An 18,396-nucleotide genomic window follows, 5' to 3' on the forward strand; every position below is an offset into this window, starting at 1 on the left:
CGTCAAGAGGTTTCGAACGATGTTCGTCATGTCGAACAGTCGAGGGGCCCCGGGCCGGAACCCGGGGACCCTGCCGTCAGGGACGCGCGCGCTCGACCGTCGTCGTGCCGGAGCCGACGGGCCCGATCCGCAGCACCGTTCCGGTGAGGTCGGTGAACGGCTTGACGTCCACGCGTCCCCGCCCGCCGGGAGCCGTTCCCGTCACCCGGTACTCCGCCGGAGCGGCGTCGCCGATCTCCACCTCCAGCACGGCAAGCGAGTTCGGCGGCACCGTCACCCGGGTCGTGTGTGCGCCGCCCGAGCGGTGCACGGAGACCTGGACCGGGCCGCGCACCGACGGCACCGTTCCGGTCACCTCGGTCAGCGCTCCGGTCCTCGGCCGTACGAGGAACCGTGCCGCGCCGGGGGAGTCGACCTGGACGCCCAGCACATGCCGGGCGACCGCGTTGGCCGGTGCGGAGGCCCAGGCGTGGGAGAGCGTCATGTTGGACTTCAGCGCGGGGTCCCATGCCTCGGTGACGATGGTGGCCTTCAGCGCGTCGAGCATGTGCAGCCAGGAGTTGGTGGCCGTGGAGGTGAGCAGTGCGAGCGCGGCGTCGGCGCGGCCGAGCCGGAAGAGGGCGTCGAGGAGGAACTGCGCCCCGTACACGCTCATCCGCATGCCGCCGGCGGCCAGGGTGTTGCCGAGCCGGGCCCGTACCTCGTCGGCCAGGTCGTCCGCCACGCCGAGGGCGACCGGGAAGGCGGTGGCGTGCTGGGCGCTGTGCGTGGTGCCCTCGCCGTCGACGAACCGGCCGGCCGCGCTGTCGAGCAGGGTGGCGCGCATGGCCGTGGCGAGGGTGGCGGCACGCGAGCGCAGGGCGGCCGCCTCGTCGTCCTTGCCGAGCGCCGCCGCGCACTTGGCCAGGGCGTCGAAGGCCGCGTACTGGAAGGCGTTGACAACGGTGTTGACCTGGGTGAAGACATATCCGTCGCGGCTGGCGACCGGCCAGTCGACGAGGTCGCCCAGATCCTGGCTGCTGCCGCCCGGCGCCTTGCGGACCAGCCCTCGGGAGTCCAGGTACCTGGTGAGGTTCTTCGCGTCGAGCAGGTCGTAGTCCTTGGCGAGCTGCCGGTCGTCACCGGTGGCGAGGTAGTCCTCCCAGGCGGAGAGCGCGCACATCAGCCGGTACTCGGTGGGCCAGGTGCCCTTGCGGACCAGGTAGTCGTTCGACCAGCGGGCCAGGGCGTAGGAGCGCTGGACGCCGTACTCGGAGAGCTGGTTGATCAGCGCGTCGCCCTCGTAGGGGCCGCGTTCCCGGGTGGGCGTGTCGGTGTAGAGGTCGCCGCGGGTGGCCTCGATGGAGTAGCGGCACAGCTCCCAGACCCGGTCGAGAGCGGGGTCGGAGCTGCGGAAGGACGCGTGGCTGTCGTCCCAGTCGAGCTTCCAGGCGCGTCCGGTGACGACGGCCTCGGACAGGTCGAGCGCGGTGCGCAGTTCGGCCCAGCGGAAGCCGCGGTAGCCCCAGTGCTCGAAGCGCTGGGCGCCGTCGCGCAGGGTCCACACCTCGCGGTACGTGTTGCTCGCGCGCAGCTGGTACCTGACCGTCCCGTCGCTGTTGAGCTCCTCGCCGAGGCGCACCTCGACGGTGTCTCCGGCGTGGCCGGTGACCTCCAGGGCCAGTCCGCCGACGATCTCCCGGCCGAGGTCCACCAGCCAGCGGCCGTCGGCGACCTTCGTGACGGAGGCGGGGGTGACGTCGTGGAGCCGGACGGGCTCGATCGGGGCCGGCACGAGTCCGCTGATCGCGGTGCGGACCGCCGGGGTGTGCCAGTCGCCGTCGTCGAATCCGGGCCGGGTCCAGCCCACGGGCTCCTGTCGCAGGTCCCAGTACTCCTGCGGGACGGTGAAGTAGCTGCTGCCCGCGCTGCCCTTCGCGGGCAGCAGCCCGGCCTGGCGGCGCGCCTTCCAGTGCGGGCCCGAGGCGACGGTGGTACGGCTGCCGTCCGTGTACGTGATCTCCAGCTGGGCCAGGAACTTCTGCTCCGAGGTGGTCCAGCACAGGGCGGCGAGCGCGTTCGCCCCGCCGTCCCCGCGGAGCGTGGAGGTGATGTCGTACGCCTGGTACGCGGTGCCGCTGCCGGAGCGCACGGAGGCGTGGCCGACCACCTCGCCGTTGCTCCACACCTTGGCCGCGTACTGCCGGGCCGGGCCGGGCGAGGCGGCGGCGACGTAGAGGACGGCGGCGGCTGTCGCCTTGCCCGGGGCGGTGGTGTACTCGTGGCGCAGCAGGGCCCAGGTGTCGTCGGCGCCGTAGGAGGACAGCGAGGAGGCGCCGGTCGGGAGGGTGAGCGTGCCGCCGGACACCGTGCCGGCGGAGAAGGTGCCCCTGTCGAAGGCGAAGTCGTCGTCGAGGAGGACGGTTCCGTCGGCAGCGGTGAAGGTGACCCGGTCGTAGACCTGGGACTCGGTGAGACCGTTGCGCAGGCCGATGTTGCCCGAGGAGTAGCGGGTGTCGGTGGTGGTGTCGACGACGGTGCCGTTGACGGACGTGGTGAAGGTGGCGCCCGTCAGGGTGACGGTGAAGTCCAGCCACTCCCCGGTGGCGACCGCGAACGGCAGCCGGACCTCGCCGAGGACGGTGTACGTGCCGTTCACACAGACGTGCTTGCGCAGGACGCCGGGGCTGCCGGCCCGCAGCTGCCACATGTAGTTGTTGGAGGTGTTCGCGGCGCGGAACCACAGTCCGGCGGCGACGGCGGTGATCCGCAGACGGGCGGTGAGGGTGCCGTCGGTCATGACCGGCCCGGCCGGCACCCAGATCGGCCGGCCCTCCCACTCGTCCTCGACCGAGGTGGCGAGCAGCGCCGGCTCCGACCAGGCGTACCGCTTCTCGCCCCAGCTGGCGACCCGCCACCAGTAGGCGGTACGGGGCTCCAGCGGCGGCCCGCCGTACGGCACGGCGACGGACTCGGCGGACGTCCGCCTGCCCGAGTCCCAGACCAGCCGGTCGTCCTCGAAGCCGCCGGGGGTGGCGGCCACCTGCAACTGGTAGGCGCGCTGGAGGGTACCGGCGCCGAAGTCGGGCACCTGCCAGCTGAACCGGGGGCGCTCACCGGCGCCCGCGACGAGTGCCTGCGGGAGCAGATCGGCGAGGGTGCCGGTGGGCCCGGGCGGCCCCCCGACGGCCGGGGCGGCGCCCGCCGGACCGTCGGCCGCGAACGCGCGGGGACCGCCCAGCACGACCGAGGCGGCCGTGGCCCCACCGATTCGGAGAAGTCTTCGACGTGACAGTTCCCAGGACATCCGCGCACCCTCGGCCGTGTGAAAGGTTTCAAACGTGTTGCCGGGAGGCTAGGGTTCCGCTTCGTTGAGGTCAATGGCTTGGCCGGGAATGGATCCGCCGGGGTTCTGAATCGATATAGATGCGGCTCGCGTGACTCCCTCCGTAGCACTCGCCCTATAGTGCGTGAACGTAGTACTACGGATGGAGTGGTGTCGATGGTGAGGCGGAACGACCAGCGGCGAGCCGCGCTCGTCGACGCGGCGATCGAGGTGCTGGCCAGGGAAGGGGCGCGCGGGCTGACCTTCCGGGCGGTGGACGCCGAGGCGGCCGTGCCCGCCGGGACCGCGTCCAACTACTTCGCCACTCGGGACGACCTGCTCACCCAGGCGGGCGCCCGGGTCTATGAGCGGCTGCAGCCCGACGAGGCCACCCTCGCCCGCCAGCGGACCGCCGCCCGGGACCGGGAGACGTACGCGGAGCTGATGCGTGAACTCGTCGGCCGCGTGGCCTCCTTCCGCACCGGCTACCTCGCCCTGTTGGAACTTCGCCTGGAGGCCACCCGCCGACCGGAGCTGCGCAAGGTCCTCACCGAGCGGGTCCGGGCCGACGTCGACGCCAACGTCGCCTACCACGAGGCGTCCGGCCTCCCCGGCGACGCCATGGCCGTCAAGCTGCTCATGCTCACCCTGAACTGGCTCATCGTCGAGCAGCTCACCCTGCCGGACGTCTTCACGGAGGCCGAGCGGGAGCGACTGGTGACGGCGGCGGTCGAGCGCATCGTGAGGTGACGGGCGTCAGGCGAGGGTCACCTCGACCGGCAGTTTCTTGATGCCGTTGACGAAGTTGGAGCGGACGCGGGGGACGTCGCCGGCCAGGCGGATGCCGGCGAGGCGGGGGATCAGTTCCTCGAACATGATGCGGATCTCGGTGCGGGCGAGCAGGTTGCCCAGGCACAGGTGGGGGCTGCCCTTGCCGAAGGTGACGTGGTCGTTGCCGGTGCGGGCGACGTCGAAGTCGCAGGGGTTGCCGAAGACCTCCTCGTCGCGGTTGCCGGAGGCGAACCACATGACGACCTTGTCGCCCTCCCTGATCCGCTTGCCGCCGAGCTCGACGTCCCGGGTCGCGGTGCGGCGGAAGTGGTAGACCGGGGAGGCCCAGCGCAGGAACTCCTCCACCGCGGACGGGATCAGGGACGGGTCGTCCTTGAGGCGGGCCAGCTGCTCGGGATGCTGGAGCAGGGCGAGCATGGCGTGGGACATGGTGTGGCGGGTGGTCTCGTTGCCGGCCACGACCAGCAGCAGGAAGTAGTTGTCGAAGTCCTGGGCGGAGAGCGGCACGCCGTCGCGCGGGGTGTCGTTGACGAGGCGGGAGACGATGTCCGTGCCGTCCTTGCCGCGCCGCTGCCGGGCGAGCTCGCGGCCGTACTCGAAGACCTCCAGCGCGGCGGGGGAGCGGAAGGGCAGGTCCTTGTACTGCTCGCTCTCCGCGCTGCCCAGCAGGACGTCCGCGTAGTCGGGGTCGGTGTTGCCGACCATGCGGTTGCCCCAGTCGATGAGCCGCTGGTTGTCCTCCGGCGGCACGTCGAGGAGGCGGGCGAGGACGTTGATGGGGAAGTCGGCGGAGACCTCCTTGACGAAGTCGAAGGTGCCCTTGGGGAGTGCGGCGTCGAGGGTCTGTGCGGTCAGGCCGCGCAGGAAGTCGCTGTAGCCGTTGATGACGTTCGCGCCGAACTGGCGCTGGATGACGCTGCGCAGGGCGCGGTGGCGCACCCCGTCCATCTCCAGGATGGACGCCCGCTTCTTGATCTGGTCGTCGTCGACCTCTTCGAGGTTGACGAACCTCGTCGAGGTGAAGGTCTCCGCGTCGCGGTCGACCCGGGCGATGTCCGCGTGCCGGGTGACCGCCCAGAAGCCCGAGTTGGGGGCGTCCTCGGGCGTCCAGTGCACGGGGTCCTCGTGGCGCAGGGTGTGGAACATCCGCCAGGGCTTGGTGGGGTCGGTGAAGTTGTCCAGGTGGGCGAGGTCCACCTCGCCCAGCGGGAGGGGTTCGGCGAGGCGTTCGCGCAGCTCGGCGGCGGTGGTGGGGGTGGCGGGCACGGTGGGGCTGGTCATGTGGCGGTTCTCCTGGAGAGGGCGGCGGTGTCCGGCTCAGAGGTGGTAGGCGTACTCGGTGAACTCCCAGTCGGTGACGTGCCGCCCGAAGCGTTCGGCCTCGTTCCGCTTGTAGGCGAGGAAGGACAGGGCGAAGTCCTTGCCGAGGACGTCGGTCAGGGCGGTGTCGGCCTCCAGCGCGTCCAGGGCGGCCGACAGGTTCGTCGGCAGGACGGCGGACCGTGCGGTGTCGTAGCCGTACCCCTCCAGCGGGGCGGGCGGTTCCTCGCCCGCGCGCACACCGAGGAGGGCGGCGGCGACGGTCCCCGCGAACAGCAGGTACGGGTTGGCGCCGGCGTCACCGAGGCGCAGTTCGATCCGGGCGCCGGGCCCGCGCTCCGGCGGGACGCGGACCATGGCGCTGCGGTTGTCCAGGCCCCAGTCGATCAGCCAGGGGGCGAGGGTGTCCGGGCCGAAGCGCTTGTACGAGTTGATCGTCGGGTTGGCCAGGGCGGCGAGGGCGGGGGCGTGCGCCAGGATGCCGGCGATGGCGTGCCGGGCGGTCGCCGACAGGCCGTACGTGCCGGACGGGTCGTCGAAGGCGTTGCGGCCGTCCGCGTCCTCGCAGGAGAAGTGCAGATGGAATCCGGAACCGCCCGCGTCGGTGAACGGCTTGGCCATGAAGGTGGCCAGCCGGCCCTCCTGGCGGGCCAGTTCCTTGACCGCCGACTTGAAGCGGAAGGCGCGGTCGGCGGCGTCGAGTGCCTCGGAGTGGGTCAGGTTGATCTCGTACTGGCCGCCGTCGAACTCGTGGTTGCCGGTGACGACGCCGATGCCGAGGTCGCGCAGTTGCCGCAGGGTGCGCAGCAGGTGGTTGCCCGGGTCGGCGCGCAGTCCGGCGGTGTAGACGGCGCCGGTGGTCTCCGGGGCGCGGCGCCAGCCGGTGGGGGTGCCGGGGGCGGACTCCAGCAGGAAGTACTCCAGTTCCGGGCCCATGACGGGGCGCAGGCCGGCCTCGGCGGCGCGGGCGAGCACCGTGCGCAGCAGGTCACGGGGTGACTCGGAGGCCGGCTGTCCGGTCGCGGGGTCGGTGACCTCGCCGAGGCAGGTGGCCACGCCGGGTTCCCAGGGGAGCGCGGTCAGGGTGGTGAGGTCCGGGCGTACGCAGATGTCGGGCAGGCCCGCGTCCAGGCCGCCGGCGACCGGGACGACGTCGCCCTGGGGCGTGGTGTGGTAGACGGCCTTGCAGAAGGCCAGTCCGTGGGAGACGGCCGACGGCAGATGCTCGATCAGGACGTCACGGGCGCGGTCGGTGCCGATCAGGTCGGGGTAGACGACCCGCACCACGTCGATGCCGTCGGCGGCGAGCCGCTCCTGGTGCTGGCGGATGTCCGGAGTGTCAGATGCGCTCACCGTGTCTCCTTGGCGGATGGGAAAGGTGGCGTGAGGAGGACCGGGTGGGTCGGGCGCAGGGGGGAGGCGGCCACGGGAAAGCCGGTCGTTTGACTCCGAACGGTAGGGAGCCGGATGTCGTCCCGCAAGGGAGTGGTGCAAAAAATTTATCCATCCGGACAGCTATTGACCACCCTCGGACGGCTTCCTATCTTGTTTGAAGCCAAACGAGTCAGGGGTCGTCTCCGCACCCCTTTGGCCGAGGGGCCCGGTCGTGGCAACGGCATCGTCCAGGGCCGGGCCCCTCTCTCCCCCTCTCCACTGCCATCGGCCCCCACGCAGGAGGACCGGCCATGAAGGTCGTCGTTGACATGAACAAGTGCCAGGACCACGGCCAGTGCGTCTTCGCCGCCCCCGACGTCTTCCGGATGGACGCCGAAGGCCGCCTGGCCTTCGTCCCCCACCCGGACGACGCCCTGCGCGAAGAGGTCGAGGAAGCCGCCGACGTCTGCCCCCTCCAGGCGATCCGGATCGAGGACTGACCGCCATGACCGGACGTGTCGTCGTCGCCGGCGCCTCGATGGCGGGCCTGCGCGCGGCCGAGCAGCTGCGCGCCGCCGGCTGGACCGGCACCGTCACCGTGATCGGCGACGAGCCCTACGTGCCCTACAACCGGCCCCCGCTGTCCAAGGAGTTCCTGGCGGGCAAGGCGCCCTTCGCGTCGCTCGCCCTCACTCCGAAGGCGTCCGCCGCCGATGTGGAGTGGCGGCTGGGCACCCGGGTCGTCGCCGCCCGTCTCGACGAGCGGACCGTCGTACTCGACGACGGCTCGGCACTGCCGTACGACGGCCTGGTCGTCGCCACCGGCATGCGGCCCCGGCGACTGAGCTGCCCCGGCCCGCTCACCGGCCGCCACACGGTGCGCACCCTCGACGACGCCCGGCGGCTGCGCGCGGACCTGACCCGGCCCGGCGTCCGCGTGGTCGTGGTCGGCGGTGGCTTCATCGGCTGCGAGGTCGCGGCGACCGCCGTGGGCCTGGGCGTCACCGAGGTCACCGTCGTCGACCCGCTGCCGCTGCCCATGGTGGGGCCGCTCGGCGAACTGCTCGCCCGGGCACTGCTGAGGCGGCACCAGGAACGCGGGGTGCGTTTCGCGCTCGGTACCGGGGTCGCCGGGTTCCGGGGCGAGGCCCGGGTCACCGGCGTCGTCCTGAGCGACGGCACGGTCCTGGCCGCCGACGTGGTCGTGGAGTCGGTGGGGTCGGCCGCCAACGTGGAGTGGCTGGAGGGCAACGGGCTCGACCTCACCGACGGTGTGCTGACGGACGGGCTGCTGCGGGCCGGCGGCCGGCCGGAGATCGTCGCGGTCGGCGACGTGGCCCGCTTCCCCAACGCCCGCTACGACGGCGTCCCGCGCCGCGTCGAGCACTGGTCGATCCCGACCGACACCGCCCGGCACGCGGCGAGGACGCTCGTCGCCCATCTCACCGGGGCGGACACCCGGCCGGCCCCGTTCGCGCCGCTGCCCACCTTCTGGAGCGACCAGCACGAGTTCCGCCTGCAGTCGTTCGGCTCGCCCGCGCTCGGCAGGGACGACGTACGGATCCTCGACGGTGACCCGGACGGCGACGTGCTGGTCGGCTACCACCTCGACGGCCGCCTCGTCGGCGTCGTGGCCCTCGGCGGTCAGGCCGCCGCGCAGGCCGCCGCACGCCACCGCGCCCAGCTCCTGAAGCAGCCCGCCCTCACCGCGTAAGGACCCAGCAGACATGACCAGCCTCCGAGGCTTCTTCCACCCCAAGACGGCAAGCGGCACCTCGTCCCTCGTCCCGTCGCCGCCCTGGCGCTACTCGGGCGACCTGCTCACCGTCGAGTACCGCACCGATCCGGCGCGCGTACGCGAACTCCTTCCCGAGCCCCTGGAGCTGGCCGACGAGGACCCGGGGGCCGTCGCTCTCATCTGGGCCGACTGGCAGTCCTGCTCGGAGTCGGGCACGGAACTGCTCGACCCGGTCCTCGCCCAGTACAAGGAGGCGTTCGCGGTCGTCCGCTGCACGTACCGGGGGCAGACCTACACCCGCTGCGTCTACATCTGGGTCGACAAGGACTTCGCCATCGCCCGCGGACTGCACCAGGGCTACCCCAAGAAGCTCGGCTCGATCCACCAGACCCGCCCGCACCCCTACGGCCCGGCCCCGCGCATCGAGGCGGGCGCACGCTTCGGCGCGACCCTAGCGGCCGCCGACCGGCGCCTCGCCCAGGCCGTGGTCACCCTGCGGGAGCCCTCGCAGACGAACGGCTTCGTCAACGGCCACCCCATGGCCCACCACCGTTGGCTGCCCTCCATCGAGAAGGGCAGGGGCCTCGCCCTCGACGAGCTGATCGAGTCCGGTGCCGCCTCCTTCGAGGGCGGGCAACCGTGGGTCGGTGAGGCCGAGCTGGAACTGTTCGAGGCGCCCACCGAGGAACTGGCACGGCTGGAGATCCGCGAACCGATCGCCGCGTACTACCGGCAGGTCGGCGTGGTCTGGGACGGCGGCCGCCTCCTGGAGTCGAACACCTCCGCCGCCGAGTAGCCCCGCACGACAACGACGACCTGGAGATACGGACACCATGAACGGACCACACATCCTCACCGTCGCCGGCGTCGCCGTCGACACCCGGCACTGGATCGGCGGCGAGCGCGTCGCCTCCACCGAGACCTTCACCGACGTCTCGCCCATCGACGGCAGCGTCCTGGGCGAGATCTCCCGCGGCACGCCCAGCGAGGCCGCGGCCGCGGTGGCCGCGGCGAAGGCCGCCTTCCCCGGCTGGGCGGCCACCCCCCGCGCCGAACGCGCCCGCCTGCTGCACGCCATCGCCGACGGGGTGGAGAAGCGGCTCGAAGAGCTGGCCGTCGTCGAGACGACGGACAACGGCGCACTGCTGCGCTCCCACCGCCGGGGCGTGATGCCCCGCGTCGCCCACAACTTCCGCTTCTTCGCGGACCGGCTGCTCCACCTGCACCACGAGGACTTCACGACACGCGGTCACACCAACCACGTCAGCTGGGACCCGGCCGGCCCCTGCGTGCTGATCACTCCGTGGAACGCCCCGCTGATGCTGGCCACGTGGAAGGTCGCCCCGGCCCTCGCCGCCGGGAACACCGTCGTCCTCAAGCCCGCCGAGTGGTCACCGCTCACCGCCTCGCTGCTCGCCGACATCGCCGCCGAGGCCGGACTGCCCGCCGGCGTGCTGAACGTCGTCCAGGGATACGGCGCGGAGATCGGCGACGCGCTCACCTCGCACCCCGACGTACGCCGGATCAGCTTCACCGGATCGGTGCCCACCGCCCGCCGGATCGCCGCCTCGGCCGCCGCCAACCTGACCCCGCTCAGCCTCGAACTCGGCGGCAAGTCACCGCTGTTGGTGTTCGCGGAGGCCGACCTGGAGCTGGCCGTCGACCTCGCCGTCGAGCAGTACGACAACGCCGGGCAGGTCTGTCTGGCCGGCACCCGGCTGCTGGTCGAGGAGACCGTCGCCGAGGAGTTCACCCGTCGGTTCGTCGAGAAGGCATCCGCTCTGGTGCAGGGCGACCCGCGCGACGAGGCCACCGACATCGGGCCCACCGTCCATCCCCGCCAGCTGGAGAAGATCGACGGCTTCGTGCGGCGCGCGATCACGGCGGGCGCGCGGGCCGTGATCGGCGGTCATCGCAAGGAGGAGCAGTACTACGCGCCGACCCTGCTCACCGATGTCGCCCAGGACGCGGAGATCGTGCAGGAGGAGGTCTTCGGGCCGGTGCTCACGCTCCAGACCTTCGGCACCGAGGAGGAGGCCGTCCGCCTCGCCAACGACACCCGCTTCGGCCTCGCCGCCACCGTCGTCACCGACGACCCGGAACGCGCCGAGCGCGTCACCGCACAGCTCGTCGCCGGCACCGTCTGGGTCAACTGCTTCTTCGTCCGTGATCTGAAGGCCCCCTTCGGCGGCTCCCGCCAGTCCGGCGTCGGCCGCGAGGGCGGCACCTGGAGCTTCGACTTCTACTGCGACCTCAAGAACACCGTCACCGCACCGAAGGGCCGCAAGGACCATGGGTGAGATCGTCGGGGCGGGCCTGCTGGCCCATGTGCCCACCATCGTGCTCCCGCAGGAGGAGCGGCTCGAGCTGAACGAGGGCAAGGAGATCACCCTTGTCACCGGGCTCCAGCAGCTGCGCAGGGACGTCTTCGAGCGGGGTGACTACGAGACTGTCGTCGTCCTCGACTCGCACTGGGCGACCACCGTCGAGTTCGTCGTCACCGCCCAGGACCGGCGCGCGGGCCTGTTCACCTCCGAGGAACTGCCGCGCGGCATGTGCCGGATGCCGTACGACTTCCCCGGCGACCCCGAACTCGCCCGGAACATCGCCGGTTTCGCCGACAGGCACGGCACCTTCATCACCGCCATCGACGACGCCTACCTGCCGATCTACTACGCCACCATCAACCTCTGGAAGTTCCTCGGCGAGGGACTGCCCGACAAGCGGTGGGTGACCATCGGCGTCTGCCAGACCGGCGACATGGAGGACCATCTGCGCCTCGGCAGGGCGCTCGCGGACGGCATCGCCGCGACCCCCGGCCGACGGGTCCTGCTGATCGCCTCCGGGGCGCTCTCCCACACCTTCTGGCCGCTGCGGGAGCTGCGCGACCACGAGGCCAGCGACCCGGCGCACATCTTCACGCCCGAGGCCCGCGAGGCCGACCGCGAGCGCATCGCCTGGTTCAAGGAGGGCCGCCACGACAAGGTCCTCGACACGATGGACGAGTTCTGGACGTTCAAGCCGGAGGCGAAGTTCTTCCACTACCTGATGATGGCCGGCGCCCTCGGTGAGCACGCCTGCGTCGCGAGGGCCCGCCAGTACGGCGAGTACGAGAACTCCATCGGCACCGGCCAGGTGCACCTCTGGTTCGACCGTCCGAAGAACGGCTGGACCCAAGACCGTACGACGACCCGGGAGCCCCTCCATGCCTGAGTACCGCCGCATCCTGCTCGACGGCGCCGCCGTCCAGGTCACCGTCGACGGGGACGAGCTCGTCGCCGGTGACGGCCGCCGCGTGAAGACCGGGGACGCCCGGCATCTGCCGCCGGTCGTGCCCTCGAAGGTGATCGCCGTCCACCTCAACCACCGCAGCCGGGTGGAGGAGTTCCGGATCGAACTCCCCGACACCCCCACCTACTTCCACAAGCCGACCTCGGCCCTCAACTCCCACCGGGGCGCGATCGTGCGGCCCGAGGGCTGCAAGTGGCTGAACTACGAGGGCGAGGTCGCCATCGTCATCGGACGGACGGCCCGCAACATCTCACCGGCCGAGGCGGGGGAGTACATCGCCGGCTACACGATCGCCAACGACTACGGCCTGCACGACTTCCGCGACACCGACGCGGGCTCCATGCTGCGGGTCAAGGGCTCCGACACCCTCTGCCCGCTCGGGCCCGGTCTGGTCACCGACTGGGACTTCCACGGCAAGTACCTGCGCACCTACGTCAACGGCGAGGTCGTCCAGGACGGTTCGACCGACGAGATGCAGTGGGACATGCACTACCTCGTCGCCGACATCGCCCGCACGATCACCCTCTGCCCGGGCGATGTGCTGCTGTCCGGAACGCCCGCCAACTCCCGCCCCGTCCGGCCCGGCGACGTCGTCGAGGTCGAGGTCGAGGGCCTCGGCCGGCTCACCAACCACATCGTCACCGGCCCGACGCCCATCCGCTCCGACGTGGGCGCCCAGCCCACCGAGTCCGAGGAGGTACTGTCCACCGCCCTCGGCGGCGACTGGGAGTTCCGTGGCATCCGGCCGCCGCGTCGCTGACCGCGTGCCCCGCAGATCCATCCCGAGCCCGGCGCCCGGTAGGGTCGCGCACATGACCGAGTCCGCCGAGGGTCGCACTCCGCGCAAGCGCATGAACTACGGCGAGGGCAGGGAAGCGCTGCTCAACGCCGCCGTGCGGGTCGTGGCCCGGGGCGGGCTGCGCAAGCTCACCTACCGGGCGGTCGCACAGGAGGCGGGCACCACCCACGGACTCGTCGTCCACCACTTCGGCTCGCGCGACGCGCTGATCGAGGAGGCCCTCGCCCACGCGATCCGCACCTCGCTCAGCACCAGCGCCCTCGAACCCGGCACCGGCAGGGTCGCCGACTTCTCCGTCGGCGTCTCGGACATGGTCACCGCCGATCCCGACATCCAGGCGTTCCAGTACGAGCTGCTGCTGGAGTCCCGGCGCCGCCCGGAACTGCTGCCGCAGATCCGCGCCCTGTACGACGACTACTTCGCCGCCACGGAGCGTGAGCTGTCCCGCATGCTGCCCGAGAGCGCCGGCCCGGCCCTGACCAGGCTGGTCTTCGCGGCCCTCGACGGGCTGGTGCTGCACCAGCTGGTCTTCGGCGAGCCCGGCGTCACCGACGCCGCCATCGAGGAGCTGCGCGCGCTGCTCCGGCTGCGGGAGGCCGACGGACACGGCACCGAGCCGGCGGGGGACTGACCCGCCGGACCACGCCTGCCGAGGCCCTGGACGCCCGTCGTCCAGCGCTTCGCCGGTGTGCCGGTGCCAGGCGGTGTCCGCGCTGTGGGAATCCCGGCCGAACCCCTTGCCAAACGGATAGTTCAAGCCCAGTATGAGGCAACTCGTTTGGCCTGAAACGAACCCCCTCTTCCCCTGGCAGGTGATTCGAGTGGACAGTCCGACGGCGGTTGTGAACCAGACCGCGCCCGACGCCTCCACAGCAGGCAAGCTCAAGCCCAACTCCCTCGGTGTTCTGGGCATCCTCTTCTTCGTCCTCTCCGCCCAGGCCCCGCTCACCGGAGTCGCGGGCGCCGTCCCCATCGCCGTGGCCATCGGAAACGGCGCCGGAGCGCCCGCCGCCTACCTGGCCTCCGGACTGATCATCCTGCTGTTCTCGGTCGGGTTCGTGGCCATGGGCCGGCACGTCGTGAACGCCGGCGCGTTCTACACGTACATCGGCAGGGGCCTGGGCCGTCCGCTCGGCTCCGGCAGCGCCGGTATCGCGCTGTTCGCCTACTGCGCGATCCAGGCCGCCATGTACGGCCTGTACGGGGCGATCGTGAGCGGACTGCTGGCGCACTACACCGGGGCCCAGGTCCCCTGGTGGGCGTGTGCGCTGGTCACCATGGTGATGGTCCAGATCCTGGGCGCCTCCGGCATCGAGATGGGCGCCAAGGTCCTGGCCGTCTTCGTGCTGGCAGAGTTCAGCATCCTCAGCGTCTTCGCCGTCGTCACCCTGCTCAAGGGCGGCGGACCCCAGGGACTCGACGTCCTGGGCAGCTTCTCCCCGGGGGCGGCCCTCGAAGGGGCGCCGGGCGTGGCCCTGATGTTCGCCGTCGCGTCGATGGTCGGCTTCGAGGCCACGGCCATCTACGGCGAGGAGGCGCGCGAACCCCGCAGGACCGTGCCCCGGGCGACCTACCTGGCGGTCGCCTTCGTGACCGGGTTCTTCGCCTTCACCTCCTGGATGCTGGTCTCCTCCTACGGCGCCGTGAAGGCGCCCGTCGCCGCGAACGAGGCGCTCGCGGGCGGTGACTCGACCGCCTTCGTCTTCGCCCCGATCGCCGCCCAGTTCGGCACCTGGGTCAACGACGTCCTGCCCGTGCTGCTGGCCACCTCCCTGTTCGCCGGCATCCTCGCCTTCCACAACTCCGCCAACCGGTACCTGTTCTCCCTCAGCCGCGACAGACTGCTGCCCCGCAAGCTGTCAGCGATCAACCGCCGCCACTCGCCCGGCGTGGCCGGCGCCGTCCAGACGGCCATCGCCCTGCTCCTCGTCATGCCGTTCGCGCTGGCCGGCAAGGACCCGGTGCTCCACCTGTTCTCCTGGGGCAGCGGGGCGGCCGTCCTCGGGATCATGGTGCTGTACTTCCTGACCTCGGTCTCCGTGGCCGTCTTCTTCCGGCGGGAGCGCGTCGACACCCGACCCTGGAACACGCTGATCGCCCCGGTCCTGGGCGCCCTCGGCATCGCGGCCGCGATCTCGCTGATCGTCCAGAACTTCCCCACCCTGATCGGCGGGGACACCGCCACCGCCGTCTGGCTCGGCGCCACCGTCCCGGTGGTCCTCGTCCTGGGCATCGCCGGGGACCGGCTGAGACGGGGACGGGTGGCGGCCGACTCCTGACGCCCGCCGTCCGGCGCGGACCGGCCCGGTCCGCGCCGGACGACGCGCTCGACCGGGTCACCTGTTCTTCCAGAGGTTCTGAGAGGTCTCCCATGCCGACCACCGACCATGACACCTGGCTGCGCCGCGCCAAGGCACTGCACGTGTCCGGCGCCCACCACATCGACGGCACCGACGAACCCGGCTCCGGAGCGGGCTACGCCGCCGTGTCCCCCCGCGACGGCCGGGTACTGGCCCAGGTCGCCGACGGCGGCGCCGCCGAGGTGGACGCGGCCGTGGCCGCCGCCCGGCGGGCCTTCGACTCCGGGCCCTGGCCGCGCCTGGCCCCCGCCGAACGCGGCCGCGCCTTGGTGCGGATCGCCGACCTGCTCCAGGAACGGCGCGCCGACCTCGCCCTCGCCGTCAGCCTGGAGATGGGCAAGCCCATCACCGACGCCCACGACATCGAGCTGCGCGCCGTCATCAACACCTTCCGCTGGTACGGGCAACTCGCCGACAAGCTGACCGACGAAGCACCGCACACCGCTCCCGACGCCCTCGCCCTGGTCACCCGGGAACCGGCGGGCGTCGTCGGCGCGGTCGTGCCCTGGAACTTCCCGCTGACGCTGGCCGGCTGGAAGGTGGCCCCGGCGCTCGCCGCCGGCTGCACCGTCGTACTGAAGCCGTCGGAGAACTCACCGCTGTCCGCACTGCTCCTCGGGCGGCTGGCCACCGAGGCCGGGCTTCCGCCGGGCGTGCTCAACGTCGTCAACGGCGACGGCCCGACGGCCGGCCGGGCGCTCGGCCTGCACCCCGACGTCGACGTCCTCGCCTTCACCGGCTCCACCGCCGTCGGCCGCCACTTCCTGCGGTACGCCGCCGACTCCAACCTCAAACGCGTCTGGCTGGAGCTGGGCGGCAAGTCACCGAACATCGTCCTTCCCGACGCCCCCGACCTGGAGAAGGCCGCCGCCACCGCCGCGTGGGGCATCTTCTTCAACCAGGGCGAGATGTGCACCGCACCCTCCCGCCTCCTCGTCCACTCCTCGATCGCCGAACAGGTCACCGACACGGTCGTGCGCAGGGCACGCGAACTGCGCGTCGGCGACCCGCTCGACCCCGCCACCGAGATGGGCGCGCTGGTCGGCGAGGGCCACCTGGGGCGCGTACGGGAGCACATCGCCGCCGGGCTCGCCGAGGGGGCACGGCTGCTCACCGGCGGCTCCCGCACCCTGCCGGACACCGGCGGCTCCTACCTCGAACCGACCGTCTTCGCCGAGGTGACCCCCCAGATGCGCCTGGCCCGCGAGGAGATCTTCGGCCCCGTCCTGTCCGTCCTCACCTTCGACGACCTGGACGAGGCGGTACGGCTCGCCAACGCCACCGAGTACGGCCTCGCCGCCGGCCTGTGGACCTCCGACCTGTCCACCGCCCACACCGTCTCCCGCGCGCTGAAGGCCGGCACCGTCTGGGTCAACTGCTACGAGGAGGGCGACCTGACGGTCCCCTTCGGCGGCATCAAGCAGTCCGGCAACGGCCGCGACAAGTCCGCCCACGCCCTCGAGAAGTACACCGAGCTCAAAACCACCTGGATCCAGCTGTGACCCCACCCGCACGGCCACTGATCGCCGTCCCCGCCCGCTTCTGCGCCACCACCTCCGCCCTGCGGTACGCGGCCGAGGTCAACGCCCGCGCCCTGATCGAGGCCGTGTGGCGGGCCGGCGGCGAACCGGTGAGCGTCCACCCGGCCGACTCCGACACCGGCGCCCGCCTCGCCCGCTTCGACGGCGTCCTGCTCCCCGGCGGCGGCGACCTCGCCCCGCACCGCTACGGCGCCACCGACACCCATGCGAGCGTGTACGACGTCGACGAGGCCCAGGACGCCTTCGACCTCGCCGCCGCCCGCGCCGCCCTCGACCTCGGTCTGCCCCTCCTGGCGGTCTGCCGCGGTCTGCAGGTCGTCAACGTCGCCCTCGGCGGCACCCTGGAACAGGACATGGGCGGCCCCGAGCACGAGCACCGCCACCTCGTCCACCCGGTGACCGTCCACCCCGGCACCCTCCTCGAACAGGCCCTCGGCGCCGAGAAGGCCGAGGCGTCCTGCTACCACCACCAGCGCGTCGACCGCCTCGGCACCGGACTCACGGTCACCGCACGGGCCGCCGACGACACCGTGGAGGGGCTCGAACTGCCCGCCGCGCAAGGCTGGTTCACCGCCGTCCAGTGGCACCCCGAGGACACCGCCCACGAGGACCCCGCCCAGCAAAGACTCTTCGACGCCCTCGTCCGGGCGGCCGGCGACCGGCAGTGATGGCGGAGAAGACCTGCCGGGACCAGCACCCGGGATACGGGGAGGGCCGCGAAGCGCTGGTCAAAGCGGCCATCAGAGTCGTCGCGCGACACGGCCCCCGGAAGCTGACCTACCGGGCGGTCGCCGCCGAGGCGGGGGTGACCCACGGGCTGGTCGTCCACCACTTCGGCACCCGCGACGCCCTGCTCGAACACGCCCTGCGCTGGGCCGTGGACCACAGCATCGAGACGTCCTCGCTCATCCCGGCCAGCGGCCGACTGGAGGACTTCGCGGCGACCCTCCCGGAGTTCGTGGCCGCCGACCCGGACCTCCAGACGTTCCAGTACGAACTGCGGCTCGAAGCCGGCCGACGGCCCGAGCTGCGCCACCACGTCGACATGCTGCACGCCGCCTACCGCGGGGCGGTGCGCGAGGCACTGGCCTGCTTCGGGATCTCCGAGGCGATGGCGGAAACCGTCTTCGCCTGCCTGGAGGGCCTGGTCTTCCAGCAGGTCACGTCCGGCGACGCTCGCCGCACCCGCGAAGGCGTCGAGGCACTGCGCCGGCTGCTGGCGGCCGCCGACCGTAGTCACTGACCGGCGGTCTCCCCGGCCCGCGTCATGCCTTCGGCCGTCGGCCACTGCGCCGCGGCGCCGGTTCTTCCCCGTCGAGCACGGCGAGCCGGCGCTCCTCCCCGTGCTCCTCGACCTGGAGCACGACCTGCCGCAGCCCCTCGGCCACGCGCGCGCACTCGGCATCACTGAGCCGGCCGCTGACGAACGCCTCCTCCTCGTTGAACGCCGGGAACAGCCGCCGCATCAGCGTCTCGCCCTCCTCGGTGAGACTGAGCAGCACCAGCCTGCCGTCCACCGGATGACTGGTCCGCCTGAGCAGCCCGCGCTTCTCCAGGGTGCGCGACACCCCGGTGAGCGTCCCCTTGGAGATACCGGCCTCCTCCGCCACGTGCCGGGTCTCCGACTCACCCCACACCCAGACCACCCAGAGCACCACGAACGCCGTCCAGGTGACGTCCGCGCCGCGCAGCACGGAGTTCTCCAGATGCTGCCGCACGGCCGATGCGGCCCGGTAGATAGTGGACACGAGGGCCATCTGCTCCCGGCGCAGGGGGATACCGCCGAGTTTGGCGGCGGCCAGCTTCTCGGCTTCGGCGAGGGATCGGTGGCCGGGCATGGCACTCCTTCGGCAGGTGCGGCACGACAGCTTACGGAA

The 18,396-nt window shown here is 71.9% G+C and carries 16 protein-coding genes; 12 read left to right on the forward strand and 4 right to left on the reverse strand.

Annotated features, from left to right (window positions below; all coding sequences use genetic code 11):
- Nucleotides 1-76 precede the first annotated feature (76 nt).
- The gene (locus tag ACH5AC_RS15795) at nt 77-3,286 is read right to left on the reverse strand and encodes a family 78 glycoside hydrolase catalytic domain (RefSeq protein ID WP_398862361.1); all 3,210 of its coding nucleotides are present in this window, start codon (nt 3,284-3,286) and stop codon (nt 77-79) included.
- A 195-nt stretch (nt 3,287-3,481) separates the two neighbouring features.
- Between ACH5AC_RS15795 and ACH5AC_RS15800 the strand changes: the two genes are divergently transcribed.
- Nucleotides 3,482-4,054: a TetR/AcrR family transcriptional regulator gene (locus ACH5AC_RS15800; RefSeq protein ID WP_398862363.1), complete on the forward strand. Its 573-nt coding sequence runs from the start codon at nt 3,482-3,484 to the stop codon at nt 4,052-4,054.
- Nucleotides 4,055-4,060: 6 nt separating this feature from the next.
- Here ACH5AC_RS15800 and ACH5AC_RS15805 read toward each other — a convergent pair whose 3' ends face one another.
- Together ACH5AC_RS15805 and ACH5AC_RS15810 are read right to left on the reverse strand one after the other, a co-directional pair.
- A complete protein-coding gene (locus tag ACH5AC_RS15805; protein ID WP_398862364.1) occupies nt 4,061-5,377 on the reverse strand; it encodes a cytochrome P450 in 1,317 nt (438 codons plus the stop codon).
- Between the two features lie 36 nt (nt 5,378-5,413).
- Nucleotides 5,414-6,769 (reverse strand): glutamine synthetase family protein, encoded by a 1,356-nt coding sequence (locus tag ACH5AC_RS15810; protein WP_398862365.1) that lies wholly within the window; start codon nt 6,767-6,769, stop codon nt 5,414-5,416.
- A 332-nt stretch (nt 6,770-7,101) separates the two neighbouring features.
- Between ACH5AC_RS15810 and ACH5AC_RS15815 the strand changes: the two genes are divergently transcribed.
- The 11 genes from ACH5AC_RS15815 to ACH5AC_RS15865 all read left to right on the forward strand — a co-directional run bounded on the left by ACH5AC_RS15815 (nt 7,102) and on the right by ACH5AC_RS15865 (nt 17,762).
- Complete coding sequence (locus ACH5AC_RS15815) at nt 7,102-7,290, forward strand: ferredoxin (RefSeq protein WP_398862367.1); 189 nt, start codon at nt 7,102-7,104, stop codon at nt 7,288-7,290.
- A gap of 5 nt (nt 7,291-7,295) precedes the next feature.
- Nucleotides 7,296-8,504, forward strand: a complete 1,209-nt coding sequence (locus ACH5AC_RS15820) for an NAD(P)/FAD-dependent oxidoreductase (RefSeq protein WP_398862368.1) — start codon at nt 7,296-7,298, stop codon at nt 8,502-8,504.
- Between the two features lie 13 nt (nt 8,505-8,517).
- Nucleotides 8,518-9,324, forward strand: a complete 807-nt coding sequence (locus ACH5AC_RS15825; protein ID WP_398862369.1) for an acetoacetate decarboxylase family protein — start codon at nt 8,518-8,520, stop codon at nt 9,322-9,324.
- A 37-nt stretch (nt 9,325-9,361) separates the two neighbouring features.
- A complete protein-coding gene (locus ACH5AC_RS15830) occupies nt 9,362-10,828 on the forward strand; it encodes an aldehyde dehydrogenase (protein ID WP_398862370.1) in 1,467 nt (488 codons plus the stop codon).
- Nucleotides 10,821-11,741: a 3,4-dihydroxyphenylacetate 2,3-dioxygenase gene (locus ACH5AC_RS15835; protein WP_398862371.1), complete on the forward strand. Its 921-nt coding sequence runs from the start codon at nt 10,821-10,823 to the stop codon at nt 11,739-11,741. The genes ACH5AC_RS15830 and ACH5AC_RS15835 overlap by 8 nt, the downstream gene beginning before the upstream one ends.
- On the forward strand, nt 11,734-12,579 hold the full coding sequence (locus ACH5AC_RS15840) for a fumarylacetoacetate hydrolase family protein (RefSeq protein ID WP_398862372.1): 846 nt from the start codon (nt 11,734-11,736) through the stop codon (nt 12,577-12,579). Before ACH5AC_RS15835 ends, ACH5AC_RS15840 begins: the two co-directional genes overlap by 8 nt.
- Nucleotides 12,580-12,631: 52 nt before the next feature.
- Nucleotides 12,632-13,249, forward strand: coding sequence for a TetR/AcrR family transcriptional regulator (locus ACH5AC_RS15845; RefSeq protein WP_398862373.1), 618 nt, complete (start codon nt 12,632-12,634; stop codon nt 13,247-13,249).
- A gap of 190 nt (nt 13,250-13,439) precedes the next feature.
- Nucleotides 13,440-14,897, forward strand: a complete 1,458-nt coding sequence (locus ACH5AC_RS15850; RefSeq protein WP_398862374.1) for an APC family permease — start codon at nt 13,440-13,442, stop codon at nt 14,895-14,897.
- Nucleotides 14,898-14,989: 92 nt separating this feature from the next.
- On the forward strand, nt 14,990-16,480 hold the full coding sequence (locus tag ACH5AC_RS15855) for an aldehyde dehydrogenase (protein ID WP_398862375.1): 1,491 nt from the start codon (nt 14,990-14,992) through the stop codon (nt 16,478-16,480).
- Nucleotides 16,477-17,187 carry a gamma-glutamyl-gamma-aminobutyrate hydrolase family protein gene (locus ACH5AC_RS15860; RefSeq protein ID WP_398862376.1) on the forward strand — a complete coding sequence of 237 codons (711 nt, stop codon included), beginning with the start codon at nt 16,477-16,479 and terminating at the stop codon, nt 17,185-17,187. The genes ACH5AC_RS15855 and ACH5AC_RS15860 overlap by 4 nt, the downstream gene beginning before the upstream one ends.
- Entirely contained in the window at nt 17,187-17,762 is a 576-nt protein-coding gene (locus ACH5AC_RS15865) for a TetR/AcrR family transcriptional regulator (protein WP_398862377.1), read from the forward strand. Before ACH5AC_RS15860 ends, ACH5AC_RS15865 begins: the two co-directional genes overlap by 1 nt.
- Nucleotides 17,763-17,784: 22 nt before the next feature.
- On the opposite strand, the gene ACH5AC_RS15870 is transcribed toward ACH5AC_RS15865, so the two are convergent.
- Complete coding sequence (locus ACH5AC_RS15870; protein ID WP_398862378.1) at nt 17,785-18,357, reverse strand: MarR family winged helix-turn-helix transcriptional regulator; 573 nt, start codon at nt 18,355-18,357, stop codon at nt 17,785-17,787.
- Between the last annotated feature and the right edge of the window lie 39 nt (nt 18,358-18,396).

It is taken from the genome of Streptomyces sp. NPDC018693, from assembly GCF_044391385.1.
Lineage (GTDB): Bacteria > Actinomycetota > Actinomycetes > Streptomycetales > Streptomycetaceae > Streptomyces.